The organism is Amycolatopsis magusensis (genome assembly GCF_017875555.1).
Classification (GTDB): Bacteria; Actinomycetota; Actinomycetes; order Mycobacteriales; family Pseudonocardiaceae; genus Amycolatopsis; species Amycolatopsis magusensis.
Genome location: NZ_JAGGMS010000001.1, coordinates 6,714,984 through 6,733,118, shown reverse-complemented (window position 1 = coordinate 6,733,118; position 18,135 = coordinate 6,714,984). Strand labels below are relative to the sequence as shown.

At 71.8% G+C, this 18,135-nt stretch carries 14 protein-coding genes; 10 read left to right on the top strand and 4 right to left on the bottom strand.

The window, feature by feature from the left end; translation table 11 throughout:
• The first annotated feature begins 77 nt into the window (after nucleotides 1–77).
• The 5 genes from JOM49_RS29850 to JOM49_RS29830 are packed head-to-tail and all read left to right on the top strand — an operon-like array spanning nucleotide 78 to nucleotide 5,681.
• A complete protein-coding gene (locus JOM49_RS29850) occupies nucleotides 78–1,268 on the top strand; it encodes a lipid-transfer protein (protein WP_209667512.1) in 1,191 nt (396 codons plus the stop codon).
• Nucleotides 1,269–1,300: 32 nt separating this feature from the next.
• The gene (locus tag JOM49_RS29845) at nucleotides 1,301–1,732 is read left to right on the top strand and encodes a type II toxin-antitoxin system Rv0910 family toxin (RefSeq protein WP_209667511.1); all 432 of its coding nucleotides are present in this window, start codon (nucleotides 1,301–1,303) and stop codon (nucleotides 1,730–1,732) included.
• On the top strand, nucleotides 1,732–2,577 hold the full coding sequence (locus tag JOM49_RS29840; protein ID WP_209667510.1) for a MaoC/PaaZ C-terminal domain-containing protein: 846 nt from the start codon (nucleotides 1,732–1,734) through the stop codon (nucleotides 2,575–2,577). The genes JOM49_RS29845 and JOM49_RS29840 overlap by 1 nt, the downstream gene beginning before the upstream one ends.
• Nucleotides 2,578–2,590: 13 nt before the next feature.
• A complete protein-coding gene (locus tag JOM49_RS29835; RefSeq protein ID WP_209667509.1) occupies nucleotides 2,591–3,469 on the top strand; it encodes an SDR family oxidoreductase in 879 nt (292 codons plus the stop codon).
• A gap of 13 nt (nucleotides 3,470–3,482) precedes the next feature.
• Nucleotides 3,483–5,681, top strand: a complete 2,199-nt coding sequence (locus tag JOM49_RS29830) for an acyl-CoA dehydrogenase family protein (protein WP_209667508.1) — start codon at nucleotides 3,483–3,485, stop codon at nucleotides 5,679–5,681.
• Between the two features lies 1 nt (nucleotide 5,682).
• Here the strand turns inward: JOM49_RS29830 and JOM49_RS29825 are convergent, their stop codons facing one another.
• Nucleotides 5,683–6,099, bottom strand: a complete 417-nt coding sequence (locus JOM49_RS29825) for a hypothetical protein (RefSeq protein ID WP_209667507.1) — start codon at nucleotides 6,097–6,099, stop codon at nucleotides 5,683–5,685.
• 98 nt (nucleotides 6,100–6,197) lie between these two features.
• On the opposite strand from JOM49_RS29825, the gene JOM49_RS29820 reads away from it, so the two are divergent.
• The 3 genes from JOM49_RS29820 (at nucleotide 6,198) to JOM49_RS29810 (ending at nucleotide 13,273) form a co-directional block, all read left to right on the top strand.
• Entirely contained in the window at nucleotides 6,198–8,876 is a 2,679-nt protein-coding gene (locus tag JOM49_RS29820) for a helix-turn-helix transcriptional regulator (RefSeq protein ID WP_209667506.1), read from the top strand.
• Nucleotides 8,877–9,101: 225 nt separating this feature from the next.
• Complete coding sequence (locus tag JOM49_RS29815) at nucleotides 9,102–9,404, top strand: hypothetical protein (protein ID WP_209667505.1); 303 nt, start codon at nucleotides 9,102–9,104, stop codon at nucleotides 9,402–9,404.
• Between the two features lie 116 nt (nucleotides 9,405–9,520).
• Nucleotides 9,521–13,273 carry a trypsin-like peptidase domain-containing protein gene (locus JOM49_RS29810; protein ID WP_209667504.1) on the top strand — a complete coding sequence of 1,251 codons (3,753 nt, stop codon included), beginning with the start codon at nucleotides 9,521–9,523 and terminating at the stop codon, nucleotides 13,271–13,273.
• Here JOM49_RS29810 and JOM49_RS29805 read toward each other — a convergent pair.
• Both JOM49_RS29805 and JOM49_RS29800 read right to left on the bottom strand, forming a co-directional pair.
• On the bottom strand, nucleotides 13,270–13,620 hold the full coding sequence (locus tag JOM49_RS29805; protein WP_209667503.1) for a CU044_2847 family protein: 351 nt from the start codon (nucleotides 13,618–13,620) through the stop codon (nucleotides 13,270–13,272). The genes JOM49_RS29810 and JOM49_RS29805 overlap by 4 nt on opposite strands.
• Before the next feature lie 25 nt (nucleotides 13,621–13,645).
• Entirely contained in the window at nucleotides 13,646–14,629 is a 984-nt protein-coding gene (locus JOM49_RS29800; protein WP_209667502.1) for a LysR family transcriptional regulator, read from the bottom strand.
• A gap of 112 nt (nucleotides 14,630–14,741) precedes the next feature.
• On the opposite strand from JOM49_RS29800, the gene JOM49_RS29795 reads away from it, so the two are divergent.
• Both JOM49_RS29795 and JOM49_RS29790 read left to right on the top strand, forming a co-directional pair.
• Nucleotides 14,742–15,581 carry an alpha/beta hydrolase gene (locus tag JOM49_RS29795; protein ID WP_209667501.1) on the top strand — a complete coding sequence of 280 codons (840 nt, stop codon included), beginning with the start codon at nucleotides 14,742–14,744 and terminating at the stop codon, nucleotides 15,579–15,581.
• Nucleotides 15,578–16,924 (top strand): MFS transporter, encoded by a 1,347-nt coding sequence (locus JOM49_RS29790; RefSeq protein ID WP_245369525.1) that lies wholly within the window; start codon nucleotides 15,578–15,580, stop codon nucleotides 16,922–16,924. Before JOM49_RS29795 ends, JOM49_RS29790 begins: the two co-directional genes overlap by 4 nt.
• Here the strand turns inward: JOM49_RS29790 and JOM49_RS29785 are convergent.
• Complete coding sequence (locus tag JOM49_RS29785; RefSeq protein WP_308158923.1) at nucleotides 16,881–18,041, bottom strand: FAD-dependent oxidoreductase; 1,161 nt, start codon at nucleotides 18,039–18,041, stop codon at nucleotides 16,881–16,883. The two genes, JOM49_RS29790 and JOM49_RS29785, sit on opposite strands and share 44 nt — an antisense overlap.
• Between the last annotated feature and the right edge of the window lie 94 nt (nucleotides 18,042–18,135).

Genomic DNA, 18,135 nt, shown 5'->3' with positions numbered 1-18,135 from the left:
CGAGTTGCCTGCGACACCTTGTCGCAGGCAATTATCTGCGGCATGCTGTCGCAGTAACTTCGAGCGAGGAGGCGCCGGTGGGCGGCAGGGCGTATGTGATCGGCGTCGGCATGACCAAGTTCGAGAAGCCGGGCGGCCGGGACTGGGACTACCCGGACATGGCGCGCGAGGCGGGCACGAACGCGCTGGCCGACGCCGGGATCGACTACGAGCGCGTCGAGCAGGCCTATGTGGGCTACGTCTACGGCGAGTCCACCTCCGGGCAGCGCGCGGTCTACGAACTCGGGCTGACCGGCATCCCGGTCATCAACGTGAACAACAACTGCTCGACCGGCTCGACGGCGTTGTTCCTGGCCGTCCAGGCGGTGCGCAGCGGCAGCGCCGAGTGCGCGCTCGCGCTCGGTTTCGAGAAGATGCAGCCCGGCTCGCTGGGGTCCACCTACGAGGACCGCGAGCAGCCGATGATGAAGCACCTGCTGGCGCTGGCCGAACTGCAGGAGTTCGCGATGCCGCCCGCGCCCTACATGTTCGGCGCCGCCGGCCGTGAGCACATCGAGAAGTACGGCACCACGGCCGAGCAGTTCGCCAAGATCGCCGTGAAGAACCACCGGCACTCGGTGAACAACCCGTACGCGCAGTTCCGCGACGAGTACACACTGGACGAGATCCTCGCCGCGAAGACGATCTACGACCCGCTGACGAAGCTGCAGTGCTCACCGACCTCCGACGGGTCCGGCGCCGCGATCATCGCCAGCGAGGCGTTCGTGGAGGAACACGGGCTAGCCGCCCAAGCGATCGAGATCGCCGGGCAGGCCATGGTGACGGACATGCGCAGCACCTTCGACGACAAGAGCGCGATCAGCCTGGTGGGCGCGAAGATGACCAGCGCCGCCGCGAACCGGGTGTACGAGCAGGCGGGCATCGGCCCCGAGGACGTCGACGTCATCGAGCTGCACGATTGCTTCTCCACCAACGAGTTGCTCACCTACGAAGCGCTCGGCCTGTGTGCCGAAGGGGAGGGCGGCAAGCTCATCGACGCCGGTGACACCACCTACGGCGGCCGCTGGGTGGTCAACCCCTCCGGCGGGCTCATCTCGAAGGGCCACCCGCTCGGCGCCACCGGGCTGGCGCAGTGCGCCGAACTGACCTGGCAGCTACGCGGCACGGCCGACGCGCGCCAGGTCGAGGGCGCCGGGATCGCGCTGCAGCACAACATCGGCCTCGGCGGCGCCGCAGTGGTGACCGCCTACCGCCCGGCGGACCGCTGAGCCGCCGGGAAGAACCGAAGGAGAGAACGACGATGACCAAGGTCAACGTGTCCGTGGACCTGCCGTGCACCCCGGAGAAGGCGTGGGCGACGGTGTCCGACCTCAGCCGATTCGAGGAGTGGCTGACCATCCACCAGAAGTGGAGCGGTGAGTTCCCGGCGGAGATCCGGCAGGGCAGCAAGGTCACCGAGGTGGTCTCGGTGATGGGCATGGCCAACAAGATCGAGTGGACCGTCGAGGAGTACGACGAGCCGCACTCGCTGAAGATCAGCGGGACCGGGATGGCCGGGGTGAAGGTGTCGTTCACGCTGACCGTGCAGCCCCAGGGCGACGGCAGCGAGGCCGACATCGACGCCGAGTTCACCGGGCAGATGATCGTCGGCCCGATCGGCGCGGCGGTGGGCAAGAGCACCAAGGGCGAACTGGAGCGGTCCGTGGCGAAACTCGCCGAACTGGTGAGCTGATGACCGCCCCGGAGTTCGACCCCACCGGGATCGGGCAGTGGACCGAGCCCGCCACCTTCGAGGTCACCGCCGAGCGGATCAGCCAGTACGCCGAGGCGACCAACGACCCGATCGCGCGGCACCGGGACGGCTCCGTGGCGCCGCCGGTGTTCGCGATCGTGCCGGTGTTCGACTCGCTGGTGCCCGCGGCGCTGTCGGTGGCGCCGGTCGACCTGCTTTCCCGGCTGCTGCACGGGGAACAGGACTTCCGGTTCCACCGGCCGATCCGGCCCGGTGACGTGCTGACCTCGCGGGCCAGGCCGATCGGCTTCACCGGCAGGCCGAACGGCACCGCGGTGGTGGTGCGCACCGAAACCGTGGACGCGCACGGCGAACTGGTCAACGAGCAGTGGATGACGGCGTTCTTCCGCAAGGCCGACGCCGGTACCTCGGTCGGTGAGGCGGCGCCGTCGCACCGGTTCGACGAGTCGCTGCGGGAAACCGAACCGGTCGCCGAGGTCGTCGCGCACGTCGACGAGGACCAGACCTTCCGCTACGGGCCCGCCGCGGGCGATCCGATGCCCATCCACCTCGACGACGAGCTGGCCAGGATGTCCGGGCTGCCCGGGATCATCGCGCACGGCCTGTGCACGATGGCCTTCACCTCGTGGGCGGTGCTCACCGAGCTCGCCGGGTCCGATGTGGACAGACTGCGGCGGCTGGCGGTGCGCTTCGCCAAACCGGTGCTGCCCGGGCAGGACCTGACCACCCGGGTCTGGCGGGCGGGCAGCGGTTCCTGGGCTTATGAGACCACAGTGGACGGTGAGCTGGTCGTCAAGGACGGCCTGGCCGAACTGAGCCACTAGAAGGGAACGGGACATGGGAGTACTCGACGGGCGGGTGGCGGTGGTCACCGGCGCGGGACGCGGGATCGGCCGGGAGCACGCCCTGCTCTTCGCCGCGGAAGGCGCCTCGGTGGTGGTCAACGACCTCGGCGGCGCCAACGACGGCAGCGGCTCGGACGCCGGGCCCGCGCAGCAGGTCGTGGACGAGATCACCGCCGCGGGCGGCCGGGCGGTGGCCAGCACGGACAACGTGGCCGACTGGGACGGCGCGAAAGCGTTGATCGACACCGCCGTCGAGCGGTTCGGCGGGCTCGACGTGCTGGTCAACAACGCGGGCATCCTGCGGGACGCGTTCCTCGCCGGAATGGACGAAGCGCAGTGGGACGCGGTGATCTCGGTGCACCTCAAAGGCCACTTCGCGCCGTTGCGCCACGCCGCGGCGTACTGGAAGGCCAGGGCCAAGGCGGGGCAGCCGGTGACCGCGTCGGTGATCAACACCGCGTCGGCGTCGGGCACCTTCATGCCCAACGCCGGCCAGGCGAACTACGGCGCGGCGAAGGCGGGCATCGCGGCGCTGACCCTGGTCGCCGCGCAGGAACTCGAGCGGTACGGGGTGCGGGTGAACGCCATCGCGCCGGTCGCGCGCACCCGGCTCACGCTGGCCACGCCCGGTATGGGGGCGCTGTTCGCCCAGGAGGTGCCCGAGGGCGAGTTCGACGCGTTCAGCCCGGCCAACATCGCGCCGCTGGTGGCCTACCTCGGCACGGAGAAATGCCCGTTCACCGGCCGCGTGTTCGCCGTGCAGGGCGGCGCCATCTTCGAACTGGAGGGCTGGCGCGGCGGGCGCACGGTGGAGACCGATGGCCCGTGGACGGTGTCCGGCATCGACGAAAAACTGGCCGACTGGGCTTGAAGGAGCACGCACCATGACCGGTTACCAGCTCGGCCTCGGCCTGACCGAGGAGCACACCGCGCTCGCCGACTCGGTCCGCCGGTTCACCGAGCGGCACCTCACCCCGGCGGTGCTCCGCGCCGCCGTGGACGCGAAGGCCGAGAGCCTGCCGCCGTTCTGGGCCGAACTGGCCGGGCAGGGACTGCTCGGGCTGCACGTGCCCGAGGAACACGGCGGGCAGGGCGCGGGCCTGCTGGAGCTGGCGGTCGCGCTGGAGGCACTGGGGCGGGCCGCGCAGCCCGGACCGCTGCTGCCGACGACACTGGCCTCCGCGCTGCTGGTCGCCGCCGACGCGAAGGTGGGTGCCGAGTTGCTGCCCGGCCTCGCCGACGGGTCCCGCGTGGGCGCGGTCGGCCTGGCCGATCCGTTGTCGGGCGTGGAATCCGGGGACGGGGTGACGGTGTCCGGGGAGACCGTCGGCGTGCTCGGGGGAGCGGTGGCCGACGTCCTGCTGCTGCCCGCCCGGATCGGCGGCGACCTGCGCTGGGTCGTGCTGGACCGGGAGCAGCTGACCGTCCGCGAGCAGGACAGCCTGGACGTGGTGCGGCGCAGCGCGCGGGTCGAGGCGGACGGCGTGGTGGTGCCCGCCGGGCGGGTGCTGGACGCGCTCACCGCCGAGCGGGTCCGGTCCACCGCCGCCGTGCTCTTCGGGGCCGACGCGGTCGGGGTCGCCTCCTGGTGCACGAGCACGGCCGCCGAGTACGCCGCGGTGCGGGTCCAGTTCGGCAGGCCGATCGGGCAGTTCCAGGGGGTCAAGCACAAGTGCGCCGGGATGGGCGTCGAGCTGGAACGCGCCAGGGCCGCGGTGTGGGACGCGGCCAGGGCGCTCGACGCCGGTGAGGAAACCGCCGGGTTCGCCGCCGCGGTGGCCGCCGTCGTCGCCCCGGACGCCGCCGTGCGCTGCGGTGCCGACTGCATCCAGGTGCTCGGCGGCATCGGGTTCACCTGGGAACACGACGCGCACCTGTACTACCGGCGCGCGCTGACCCTGCGTGCCCTGCTCGGCCGCGGTACCGAGTGGACGGAGGCGGTGGCCCGGCAGGCACTGGACGGCGTCACCCGCGCCACCCGGATCGACCTGCCCGAGGGCAGCGAGCGGATCCGGGCCGGCGTCCGCCGGGAACTGGCCGTGATCGCCGCGCTCTCCCCGGACGAGCAGCTGGTGGCGCTCGGCGACGGCGGCTGGGTGCAGCCGTACCTGCCGCGCCCGTACGGCCGGGGCGCCGATCCGTTGGAACAGGTGGTGATCGGCGAGGAGCTCAAGCACGCCGGGATCCAGCTGCCCGAACTGCTGATGGGCGGCTGGGCGGTCCCGCCCATCGTCGCCTACGGCACCGAGGAGCAGAAGCAGCGCGTGGTCGTGACGACGCTGCGCGGTGAAGTCGTGTGGTGCCAGCTCTTCTCCGAACCCGGCGCGGGTTCCGACCTCGCCTCGCTGAGCACCAAGGCCGAACGCGCCGACGGTGGCTGGAAGATCAACGGGCAGAAGATCTGGACCACCGTGGCGCAGTTCTCGCAGTGGGCCATGCTGATCGCCCGCACCGACCCGGACGCGCCCAAGCACCGGGGCATCACCTACTTCATCCTCGACATGACCACGCCCGGGGTGACCGTCCGGCCGCTGCGGGAGGCGACCGGTTCGGCGTTGTTCAACGAGGTGTTCCTGGACGACGTGTTCATCCCCGACGACTGCGTGGTCGGCGAGGTGAACGACGGCTGGACCGTCGCGCGGGCCACGCTCTCCAGTGAGCGGGTCGCGCTGGGCCGCGGCAACGCCTCCTACCCGACGCTGGCGGACCTGCTGCGCTTCGCAGCCGGGCGCGACCTGGACGCGGTCGCCCGCCACCGCGTCGGCGAGTTCGTCTGCGAGAACCAGGTGCTCGACCTGCTCGGCGCCCGCACGGTGCTCAAGCAGCTCTCCGGTGCCGACGTCAGTACCACTGCGAGCGTCAGCAAGTTCCTCAGCATGCGGTTCGGCCAGCAGATCGCCGAGTTCTGCCTCGCCGAACTGGGGGTGGCCGGGGCCGTGCCGGTGCGGGGCGAACCCAGCGACCGGTGGATGGAGCAGGTGCTCGCCTGCCGCGCGATGACCATCTACGGCGGTACCACCGAAGTGCAGCTCAACGTGATCGGCGAGCGGATGCTGGGCCTTCCCCGTGATGTGGACGGCTGAGTCAGGTCCGGTCGAGCTGCGCGGGGCGCCAGGCTCGCCAGCCGCGGCAGAGCACGTAGGCCGCTACGACCGTCAGGACCAGGACGCCGTCGATCGCGGCGGTCAGCACCGCCGCCGGCTTGTCGATCACGATCAGCGCGAACCCGGTGACGGCGATCTTGTGCACCAGGATCAGTTCCCACAGACCACGCTGCTTGCGCGGCGCGACGGCGAGCAGCGTGAACAGGCCGGCGAAGACGAGGTAGGCGGTGGTGCGCCAGAACTCGGTGAGGACGTGCTCGTCGGGGGCGTCGAGGACGAGCGGGATGCCGGTGGCGAAGGCGCCGAGGGTGGCGACCGCGTCGACGGCCAGCACGGTGCGCCCGGTCCGATCGGCCCACCGGGCCGGGGCGACGCGGGGTGTGGTGACGGTGTTCACTCGGAGTTCCCCTCTGGTGGATGACAGGACCACCTTCGCGCCGCGACCGGCACCCTCGCGTCGGCGATACCTACCTAGGCGCTTTACGATCCCTGGGCATGCGGACCCAGGTTCCCGGTGCGCTCGTGGGCAGGCGGGCGGAGCTCCGGCGGCTGGACGAGCTGACCGCGGCCGCGCGCGAGGGGCGTGGCGGCGTGCTGGTCCTGCGCGGGCAGGCGGGCATCGGCAAGAGCGCGCTGCTCGGCCACGTCCGGCAGGCGGCCGCCGGTTTCCGGATCCTCCACGCCTCCGGGGCGGAGTTCGAGTCCGAACTGCCCTACGCCGCCCTGCACCAGTTGTGCGTGCCGGTGCTGGGGCGTCTCGGTGACCTCCCGGCTCCGCACCGTGACGCCCTCGAAGTCGCTTTCGGACTCCGCGCCGGCACGCCGGACCTGTTCCGGGTCGGCCTGGCGACGCTGGAGCTGCTGGGTGCCGCGGCCCGGGAAAGCCCGCTGCTGTGCCTGGTCGACGACGCGCACTGGCTCGATTCGGCGTCGGGCAAGGCGCTGACCTTCCTCGCCCGCCGCGTGGCCGCCGAACCGGTCGCCATGGTGTTCGCCGTCCGGGTTTCCGGCGGGGAACTGGACGGGCTGCCGGGCCTGGACGTCGGCGGGCTCGGCGATCCGGAGGCACGGGAGTTGCTGACCCGGGAGAGTCACGCGGCGCTGGACGAGCAGGTGCGCGATCAGCTCGTCGCCGAGGCGCGCGGCAACCCGCTGGCCCTGCTCGAACTGCCGCGGGCCGGTGGGTTCGCCCCGCCCGGCCCGGCGTCCGTACCGTCCGGTGTGGAGCGCGGCTTCCAGGCACGGTTGCCGGACCTGCCCGCCCAGGCACGACTGCTGCTGACGATCGCGAGCGCCGACCCGACCGGTGACCCCGGCCTGCTGTGGCCCGCCGCCGACCGGCTCGGCATCGACGTGCCCGCCGCGGCCGCCACCGCGGCCGCCACCGGCATGGTCGAGTTCGCCACCCGCGTCCGCTTCTGCCACCCGCTCGCCCGTTCCGCGGTCTACCGCGCCGCCACCGCGGGCCAGTTGCGTGCCGCGCACGGCGCACTGGCCGAGGTCACCGATTTCGCCGTCGACCCGGACCGGCGCGCCTGGCACCGAGCGCAGGCCACCGCGGGTCCCGACGAAGACGTGGCCGCCGAACTGGAACGGTCCGCGCACCGCGCCCAGTCACGCGGCGGGATCGCGGCCGCGGCGGCTTTCGCCGAACGTTCGGCGGCGCTCACGCTCGATCCGGCCAAGCGGGTCGAGCGGACCTTCGCGGCGGTGCGCGCGAAACTCGACTCCGGCTCCACGGACGCGGCCGAGGACCTGCTCGGGCTCGTGGACAACTCCGCGCTGGACGCGCGCAGGCAGGCCGAAGCCGACCTGTTGCGCGGGCAGATCGCCTTCGTCCGGCACAACGACGGCAGCGGCCCGGAGTTCATGCTGCGTGCCGCACGGCGGCTGGCCGGCGCCGACCCGGCCGCGGCCCGCGGGTACTACCTGGACGCGCTCGAGATGGCCCACGTCGTCGGGCGCGCGAGCGGAGTGCTGGACAAGGTGCTGGCCGCGCTGCGAACCGCGCCGCCCAGCTCCGGCGTGGACGTGCTGGACGCGTTGGTACTGCTCGAAACCCAGGGTCACCGCGCGGCGGCACCCGCACTGCGCCAGGCCCTGTCCCACGGCGACAGTCCACTGTGGATACAGCGGCCCGGGTTCGCGGTGATGATCGCGGGGGAGCTCTGGGATCCGGACCTGCCCCTGGCCATCACCGAGCGGCTGCTGAAGGACGGCCGGGAGACCGGCTCACCGCTCACCCTGCGCCTCGGCCTGGCACTGGCCGCGTCCGGCGCGTCGATGGCGGGGGAGCTGGGCCGGGCGATGGCGGCGATCGCGGAGGAGGAGGCCATCGCCGACGCGATCGGCGGGCCGCCGATGCTCTACCCCCGGCTGCACTTCGCCGCGATGCGCGGCCGCCGGGACGAGGCGCGCCAGGAGTTCGCCACGGCCACGGCCACGGCGTCCAGGAGCGGGGCCGGGCAGTTGCTCGCCAACGTCCACTGGGCTTCGGCGGTCCTGCACAACGGCCTGGCCGACTACCCCGCCGCACTGGCCGCCGCCCGCCGCGGGGTGGACGACGGTGACCTCTTCCTCGCCGGGGCCGCCCTGCCGGAACTGGTGGAAGCCGCGATCCGTTGCGGTGAAAGGGAAACCGCCGTCACCGCACTCGGCTCCCTCGCCGAACGAGCCGAAGCCGGCGGCACGCCGACCGGCCTCGGCGTCGCCGCCTACTCGCGCGGGCTGGTCACCGGCGTCGAAGAGCACTACCGCGAAGCCATCGAGCACCTCGAGCACAGCCCGCTGTCGCCCTACCTGGCGCGGGCGCGGTTGCTGTACGGCGAGTGGCTGCGCCGCGCGGGCCGCAGGCGCGACAGCCGCACGCAGCTGCGCCTCGCTCACGACCTGCTGTCCACTGCGGGCGTCGAAGCCTTCGCCCAGCGCGCGGCCGACGAGCTGAAGGCCACCGGCGAAACCGCGCGCCGCCGGTCCGGGCCCAGCCACGACCGGCTCACCATGCAGGAAACACACGTCGCCCGGCTGGTCGCCACCGGCGCCACCTCCGGCGAAGTCGCGGCCAGGCTGTTCCTCAGCCCGCGCACGGTGGACGCGCACCTGCGCAACATCTTCCGCAAGCTCGGGATCACCTCGCGCAGGCAGTTGCGTGACCAGCCCGGCATCGGCGCCTGAATTCGGTGGATCACCGCGCCCGGGCGGCTTAGTCCGTCCTCCAGCACTCGCCGCAGGGAGGGCTCAAGCCAAGTGCGGTTTGCCGGTGGCCGCACGGGGTAGTCCGATCGAGGTTGCGTTGAGGCGATTGGGAGGGCCGTGGCTATGCGTTTGTGCGCGTTCAGCGTGGCTGGTGGCACTGGGTCGCGACGCGGCCGGGAGGCCGTCGGGCGGGTTCGCGAAGCGGTGCGTGACGTGATGCGGGGTTGCCGGGAAGCGGTGGTGGTGGACGCCGTGCTGCTGGCCGACGAACTGGTCACCGACGTGCTCCGCGCGGGCAGCGGGCTGCGCGGTGTGTGGCTCACCCGCGAAAACGACCAGGGCCAGCTGTCGATCGAGGTGGACTACCTCACCGATGCCGCCTCCACGGCTTCCCGCCCCGACGAAGAGGCATGGGTCGGCCGATGGCTGCTGGAACGCCTCGCCGGTGTCTGGGGCGTCCGCGCCACCGGCCCGGTCCACACCACCTGGGCCCGCCTGCGCTGGTAGTGATTGTCCACTGTGGACTGAGTTCGGCCCTCGAAATCGTGATCAGCGGGGGCGTTACCGGCAATGCTCTGACATGATGGTCCGGCCAGGTGACCGGTCTTCCTGATGAGGGGCGCATGCACGGCAGTCGGACTCCGCTGGAAGAGGCGCTGCGGGCTGCCACGGTGCCACTGGTTTCCGGGAAAAAGGCGGGCACCGGGTTCTTCGTGACCACGGACCTGGTTCTGACCAGCGCTCATGTGCTGAACGACCCGGCGGGCCCGGTGACCGCGCCGAGCGGGCACCGGTTCGAGGTGCTGCCGGACACGTATTTTCCCGGCACGGGCGGTCTTGTGCTGCTGCGCTCGCTGGACGAGCGCAGTTCTGCGCCGGTTCAGCTGGGTGAACCCGCTGAACCCGGGGATCAGCTCTTGACCTATGGCTATCCGGACGATCACTACCGTTCCGGGGATTCGGCGTTGCTCGAGCTCGAAGGCTACTCGGAACGCGATGACGGCACGGTCCTGCTGAGGACCGCGCGAGGGCGGGTCAGACCGGGCAACAGCGGCGGGCCGGCGCTCAACTGGCGGACCGGTGCGGTGTGCGGCGTGGTGCAGCGGCGGGACAGCAGGCACGGCGAGACCGCCCGCCTGGTACCGGCGAGCACCATCTTCGAATGCTACCCATTCCTGCGTGTGCTCTCGGTGCCCTGGCTCGATCTGCTTGACGACGGGCAGTTAGCCGCGCTCGGTGTGGCCTATCCGGGGCCGTTGATGCGCCGCTACCTGCGTGCGGCGGCCGTGGCCGGTGACGAGCACCCGTATGCCGCCGTGCTCGACGCGACCCCGCCGCTGTCCAAGGTCTACCTCCGCCAGCACGCCGGAGACGGTACCGGCCAGCTCGCCTTCGCCGATGACCTGGTGCGGGATCGACTCGACGTGCAGGTTACCGGCGATCCGGGTGCGGGGAAGTCGAGCCTGGTCCGGCATCTGACCGCGGTCGAGGCGAACCGCTGGCTGTCCGGGGAGCGGGGTGCGTTCGTCCCGGTCCCGGTGCCCGCGACGGCGCTGCAGGCGGCAGGTGGCTTGCCGGACCAGCTCGCTCGCGGGGTCACCGGCATGCTGGACCTGGATCTCGACCACGCCACGCTGGCGGCGCTCTTCAGCCGTCCGCCCATGCCGGGGGTCCCCTGGCTGCTGCTGGTGGACGGCGTGGACGAGGTGCTGAACCTGCAAGAGCGGTCGATGACCCTGAACCGGGTCGACCGGCACCGCGTGAGCGGGCACCGCATCCTGGTGACCTCGCGGCCGCTGTCGGCGACCGATGCGCAGCGGGGTTCGAGCAACGGCCGTTACCCGTATTTCGAGATCAGTCCGTTCGACTCGGCCCAGTTCCGCGCGTTTACCGAGGCCTGGTTCACCGAACTCGGCGTCGAGGACCCGGGAACCGCGGCGGCGCGCTTCGTCGATCGCATCCACCGATCGAAACTCGCGGAGCTGGCCAAGGTGCCGCTGACCGCGACGATGATGTGCGTACTGCACGCGCGGGATCCGGACCAGGATGTCCCGGTCAGCCGCGCGGAGCTGTACGACCGGTTCGTCGCCCTGCTGGCCCGCCGTCGTGGCGTCGTCGGGGTCCACGAGCTGGTGAGCCAGTGGATCGGGCGCGGCACACGCAAAGCCGAAAGCACCACCGAGGACCTGCTGGACCACTTGCACGCGGTACTGGCCAAGCTCGCGCACGACAACCTCCTGCACCGAGTGACCGGCCCGCTGCCGGAACGGGCCGCCGCGGTGTTCGCCGATCGGGGCGTGCACCGACCGGAAAGCGTGCCGGTCGACGAATGGACGAACGTGCTGCGCGAGGTACTGCGCAGTTGCGGCCTGCTGGTCGAGAAGCCGGCCGGGTTCAGCTTCATCCACCAGACGATGGAGGAGTACCTCGCGGCCGGCCACCTCGCCGAGGACCAGCCCTCGCCGGTGAGACAACTGCAACCCCGCGATGATTGGCTGTCACCGGAGCTGGAGATCCACCTGTTCCTGGCTGCCCGGCTCCTCCGCGACGGCGTCGACATCGACCGCGTGCTGCTGCGGATGCTCAAGCGCCGGAACCGCCGGGCGAACCTCGGCTTCGTGCTGGAGTTGGAGCGCCAAGGGGTGCGGTTGACCGACAAGGTACGCCGGCAACTGCGGCAGGTGCTGGTGACGCAGATCGGTGACGAAAGCATCACCCACGCCGAATGGCGGGCCGCCTGCGAGGCGCTGCGCAACATCGACGAGCCCCACGCCGCCGAAGTCCTCCGCACACTGGCGACCTCGAGAGCGACGTTCCAGCGCCGGTTGCGGGCGAGCACCTTCCTGCTCGGCCTGCGTCCCGAGACCGGATTGTCGGTCCTGGAGGAGATCAGCGGCGATCCACGGCTGTCCGGCGCCGACCGCCTGCTCGCCGCGCGGGCGCTGGTCGATGCCGACGCCGCACGGGGAGTGCGGTCGCTGGTGCGCCTTGCCGAAGAGCTGGCCGGCACCGACCTCGGTCTGGAGGTCGCACGAGCCGTGGCCGACCTCGATGAGGACCGGGGACTCGGATTGCTGAGCAGGGCGGCGTCCACCAGGTCGAAGGGGAGTGTGCGACTGACCGCCGCGCGCTCACTCGCCACCCTCGACACCGCTCGCGGGCTGTCCGCACTGACCGTTCTGGTGCGTGACCAGCGGGCATCGCAGGCTGACCGGCTGGCAGCGGCGGTGGCGATGGAGGACTGCGCGGCCGGGGCGAGTTTCCCGTTCCTGTCCGAACTGGCCCTGGATCCTGCCATCGAGGCCAGCATCCGGATCGCGGCCGCCGGAAAGCTGGCGGGCTGGGGACAGCTCCATGGCCTCGAGTCGCTGGTGCGGATCGCCTTCGATCGCACGGTGGCGGTGCAGAAACGGCTGGAGGCGACAGCGAAGCTGGCCGAGGTGAGCCCTCAGCACGGGCACGAAGTGCGGATGCAGCTGACCGCGGATCCCACGGTGGGGGAGCAGCGCCTCGATCTCGCCGAGATCACCGGGCCGATCGACCCGGCCGGTACGGCGCGCACCCTGGCTCGGCTCGCCGATGAGGAACAGGCCGAAGGCGTGGTGCGATTGCACGCGGCGTCCACCGCACTGGACTTCGTGCCCGCCGAAGGGCTCGCGGCGCTGGAGCGCCTGGCGCGGGCGAAGGTGGAGACCAAAGTGCGGCTGGAGGCGGCCGGCATTGTGGCGGAAGAAGACTTCGCCCGCGGCGGTCCGTTGTTGCGGGAATTGGCTGAAAACCAGCTGGTGGACTTTTCTTCTCGGGTCGTCGCAGCAGAGCAACTCTACGAACACGACAGCGAACAGGGTCGCGCCGCACTGAATGTGCTCGGCAACACCCCGGGGTTGGACGCGGCCCTCCGCCTACGGCTGGGGGAAAGAATTCTTGGGTTCGACAAAGCGCTGGGCGTCAGCCTTATCAGCTCCGTCGCGCAGCACGGGGCCGGGGCACTCCGGCTCGATGCGCTGGCGAAACTGCACTCCCTGCGCCCGGTCGAGGCGCTGGAATTGTACGAAGACTTCATCAAGAATCGGCATGTTTCCAGCGATCTTCGTCAACGCGCGTTGCAGAGATTGACACCGGCCCAACGAGCCAAGATCGAGAAGTCCATCGCACGGCAGGAGCCGAAGCCGAGCCGCCGCCAGCAAATGAAGAACTACCAGGCGCAATCGCAGAACCGGAAGCTGGAACCCGAGGAACGCGTGACCGCCGCGGAGTCGATGGCCCAGCTCGATTCCGCCAAGGGGCGAGCCGCACTCGAGGCACTGGCCGAGGACGACCGCATGTCGAAAGCGGCTCGGCGCCGGGCGGAGAAGTCGTTGCGGCGCCTGCGTTAGCTCGGCGGGCTCCACTCCATGGTGACCTTGATATTGGCCTTCCCGGTGCCCTTCACCAGGATCGCGGTGAGTTTCCCGCTCTCGACCCCGACCTCGCACCCGAACTCCATGGTCAGCTTGCTGGGCTTGGCCCGCTCGAAGCCGTCGAGCACGGCGTCGGTGACCGACTGCGTCAGTGCGGTCAGCGAGGCGGTGAACTCGGGAAAGGCGAACGCGCGGGAGGCGACCTCTTCCTCGTCGTCACCGACCGGGCGCGCTTCCAGGTAAACTTGCTGCCCGGCCACCTCGACCGGCAGGTAGGCCGAATGGTCGAACTCCGCCTCGTGCTCCACCGGTGCTTCCCCCATCTCGCTGTGATCCGCTGGCGGCATTCTAGGCCGGGACTGGGTCTCCCCGGCCGCGTCCTGCCTGAGTTCGCCCGGCAACGGTGGGCTGCCGCCGGGTGAGAACGTCGTCGAGGCGTGAGCCTACTTCCGGGCAGTTGGCGCGCACGACGTCCAGGAAGGCGGCCAGTACCGGGGACCGGTCGGCCGCGCGGAAGGACAGTTGCAGGTCCGGCAGGCGGAAGCGCGGGGTGACGTCGCAGAACCAGACGTCGTCGCGGGTGATCAGGCGCATGCGCGCCGGGCCGAGGCCGACGCCCGCGTCGCACGCGGCGAGGCCGATGATGGTGTGCACATCCCGGGAGGTCGTCGCGGCGTCGAGTGCCGAGGCGCCGAACAGGGTTCGCAGGTGGGAGGCCACCGCGGGTTCCTGCGCGGGCGCGGACATGATCAGGTGCTCGGCCGCCAGCTGTTCGAGGCCGATCTCCGGCAGGCCTGCGAACGGGTGCGCCGCGGCGACGACGGCCACCAGGTGATCGGCGCCGATCGGGACGGTGACCAGGTCCTCCGCGCCCGCACCCCGCGGGTTGCCGCGGCCGACCGCGACGTCGAGTTCCCCGGCGACCAGTGCCGCGGCGGAATCCGGGCTGCCCATTTCACGCAGATCGAGCCGGACGTCCGGCCGTGACTTGCGGAACCGGCCGAGCACGCCGGGCAGTGGGGCGAGCAGCGCCGAGCCGATGAATCCCATCCGGAGCAGGCCGGTCTCACCGCGGGCCGCGCGGCCCGCTTCGACCACGGCGGCCCCCATCTCGTCCAGCGCTTTCCTTGCCCTGGCGAGGAACGCCGTGCCCGCCGCGGTCGGGAACACGCCACGCGAGGTGCGGTCGAACAGGCGCTCGCCGATCTCGCGTTCGACCGCGGCGATCTGGGCGGACAGCGGCGGCTGCGCGATGCCCAGTGACGCCGCGGCCCGGCCGAAGTGCTGGTGGTCGGCCAGGGCGAGGGCGTAGCGGAGGTGACGCGCTTCCATGGCGCCGACCATACGTGAAAGATATGGCGCGGCGCTGCTTCAGCTATGGACGTGGATAGCGGGCTTTCCGGGTAGTGGGCTGGGCCCCGACCCGCTACCGAAAGGCCCGCCCATGAACCAGACCACTACCGTTTTCGTCCACGGGGCTTGGCATTCCTCGCTCCACTGGGCGGCCACCCAGCGGGCGCTGGCGGCGCACGGCGTGCCCAGCGTCGCCGTCGACCTGCCCGGTCACGGCCTCACCGCACCGGTGCCGTCGGGTTACCTGCGGCCGGGGCAGCCCGGTTTGGCGACCGAGCCGTCCGGCGTCGCGCAGCTGACGGCGGAGCAGCTCGTCGACGCACTGGTGGCCGACCTCGCCGAGGTGCGCCGCCGGTCCGCCCGGGTGGTGCTCGTCGCGCACAGCGCGGGCGGCGGTCCGGCTTCGGCCGCGGCCGAGCGGCATCCGGACCTCGTCGACCACCTCGTCTACCTGTCGGCTTTCGTGCCGGGAGGACGGCCGCGGTTCGTCGAGTACGTCGCGGCTGAGGAGAACGCCGACGCCGTGCAAGTGCCGCGAAACGGTGATCCCGAGGCCATCGGCGCCTTCCGGATCAACCCGCTGTCGCCGGACCCGGAGGAGGTGGCGACGATCCGGCGGGCGTTCCTGAACGACTGGCCCGCCGACCGGCCGGGCTGGCGTCTCTCCCTGCACCCGGACGAGCCGCTGGCGTCGCTGACGGGGGAGTACCGGCTCACCGCGCGGCGCTGGGGCCGGGTGCCGCGCAGCTACATCCGGCTGACCGGCGACCTCGCGCTGCCGCCCGCCACCCAGGACTTGATGATCGCCGAAGCGGATCGTGCGGCGCCGGACTCGCCGTGCACGGTGTTTTCCCTGCCCGGCGGGCATTCCCCGTTCCTCACGCGGCCGAAGCAACTCGCCGGGGTCCTCGCCGGGATCGCGAAGGTATGAGGACCGCCGCGCTGCTGGTGCTGCTCTCCGGCACCTTCGTCCAGCTGATGAGCGTGACTGTCATGCAACTGGCGGTCCCCAGCATCCGCCACGACCTCGGCGCCGGGCCGGGGGCCGCGCAGCTCGCACTGGCCGGGTACACCCTGACCTACGCCTGCGCGCTGATCACCGCGGCCCGGCTCGGTGACCGCTTCGGCTACCGCAGGCTGTTCGTCATCGGGACCGCCGTGTTCACGCTGGCGTCCCTGGCCTGCGCGGTGGCACCCGGCCCCGCGACGCTGGTCGTCGCCCGGCTCGTACAGGGCCTCGGCAGCGCGCTGGTGGCCCCGCAGATCCTTTCCCTCATCCAGACCACTGTGCCGGAGCACCGGCGGGCGCGGGTGCTGGGCCGGTACGGGGCGACGATGGCCATCGCCTCGCTCGCCGGGCCGCTTTTCAGCGGGATTCTGTTGCACCTCAACCCGTTCGGGCTCGGCTGGCGGGTGGCACTGGCGCTGCCCGTGCCGGTCGGTGTCGCCGCGCTGGTCCTCTTCCGGGTGCTGCCGCGGGCGGCCCGGCCGGTGGGCACGAGCCGGGGCGACCCGGCCGGGACGGTGTTGTCGCTGGCCGGGCTCGTCCTGCTCGTGCTGCCGCTGACCCTCGGGCAGGACGCGGGCCGGCCGGTGTGGACCTGGCTCAGCCTGGCCGCCGCGGTGGTGCTGCTGACCGCGTTCGCCGCGGTGCAGCGGCGGGTGCGGTACCCGCTGGTGCACCCGGCGGCGCTCGCGGCGCGGACCACGCGGTGGGGGATCGGCGCGGTGCTGGTGTTCAACGCCGGGATCCCGTCGTTCACCCTGCTGCTTTCCCTGCAACTGCAAGGGGTGCTGCACCGAAGTCCACTGCAGACCGCGCTGACGATCGCGCCGTACGCGGTGGGTGCCCTGCTGGGCAGCGGGGTGGCCGAAGCCGCGGCACGCCGGTACGGCGCCGGGGCGCTCGCGGCCGCCTCCGGTGGGCTCGCCGCGGTATCGCTCCTCGTCGTGCCGGCCATGGCGGCTCCGGCGCCGCTGCTGTGGGTGGTGCTGGGCGCGGGTGGGTTCGCGTTCGGCCTGTTCACCGCGTCGAGCTTCTCCCTGGTGCTGAGCCGGGTCCCGGTCGAAGTGGCCAGTTCCGTGTCGGGCCTGCTGCCCACCGCGCAGCAACTCGGCGGCACGCTCGGCGTGGCCATCGCGGGCGCGGTCTACACCGCCGGGGCCATGGGGCACGCGATGGCGTATGAGGCCGTGGTGTTCGTGCTCGCCGCGCTGGCCACCGCCGCCCTCAGCGGTTCGCGCGCTCGATCGACCGCCGGATCAGGCCGCTGACCCCGGGCAGCCGGATGGCCCGCATCATCACCTCACGTCCCCAGATCTCCGCCTTGCCGGACGGCGCGAACTGGCTGATCCCCTTGCGTGCCAGCGCCTGCCGCTTGCTGACCTCCGGTCGCAGGCTCGCTTCCCACCCGGCCAGTGCCGTCGGGACGTCGGCGTGCTGGTCCAAAAAGGACCCGAGGCGGTCGGCGCCCGCGAGGGCGAGCGCGGCGCCGTAGCCGGCGAACAACGTGACGCACCAGGCCGAATCGCCCAGCAGCACGACCCGGCCGCGGCTCCACTCCTCCTGCACCACCTGGCACACGGAATCGAAGTAGGCGCCCGCCGGGGCGGCTTCGAGCTGCCGGAGGGCGTCCGGCACGCCGCCACCCAGATCGCCGAACGCCCGCGAAAGCGCGGCCGCCGGTCCCAGCGCGAGTTCGGCCTCCGGGTCGCCGGTGCGGTAGGTGAAGAAGGCCGACGACCGGTCCGGGCCCAGGTTGATCACCGCCGCCGTCCGCCCCACGCCGATGAACGTGGTGCCCGCGCCCTCCGGCACGTCCGCCGGGACCCGGTCGAGCGGGAAGGCTCCGACCATGTGCCGCAGGTCCACCCGGGAATCCGTGCCGAAGAGGAGGCCGCGGACGCCGGAATGCAGCCCGTCCGCGCCGACGAGCAGGTCGGCGCGCTCGGAAGTGCCGTCGCTGAGCGAGATCCGCACCTCGTCGGCGTCCTGGGTGAACTCCCGGACCGTGGTGCCGAACCGGATTTCGACAGCCGAACGGACCTCCTCGTACAGCACCGACTCCAGGTCACCGCGGAACACCGTGAGCATCCGCGGCCCCACCGCCGCCTGCGCGACCGCCGCCGGAACGGTGAACTTCTCGCGTCCGTCGGCCTTGACCAGGATCGAGGTGAACGCCCCCAGGTCGCGGGCCGCCAGGGCAGGCAGCAGCCCGAGTTCCTCCGCCGCGTCGTAGCCGACGCCGAGCAGGTTCACCATGTACCCGCTGCTGCGGCGCCCCGGCGCCCGCTCCACCACGAGCACGTCCCGGCCCGCCCGGTGCAGCCGCAACGCCGCCGCCAGCCCGGCGATCCCCGCGCCGGCGACCACCACTCGCCCGTTTCCCACCACTGTTCTCCCGCCCGTCGACCCAGAATGAGCAAGTGCTCAAACTCAGTATGAGCACTTGCTCATTCTCGGCGCAACCCCCGGCGGTAGACTC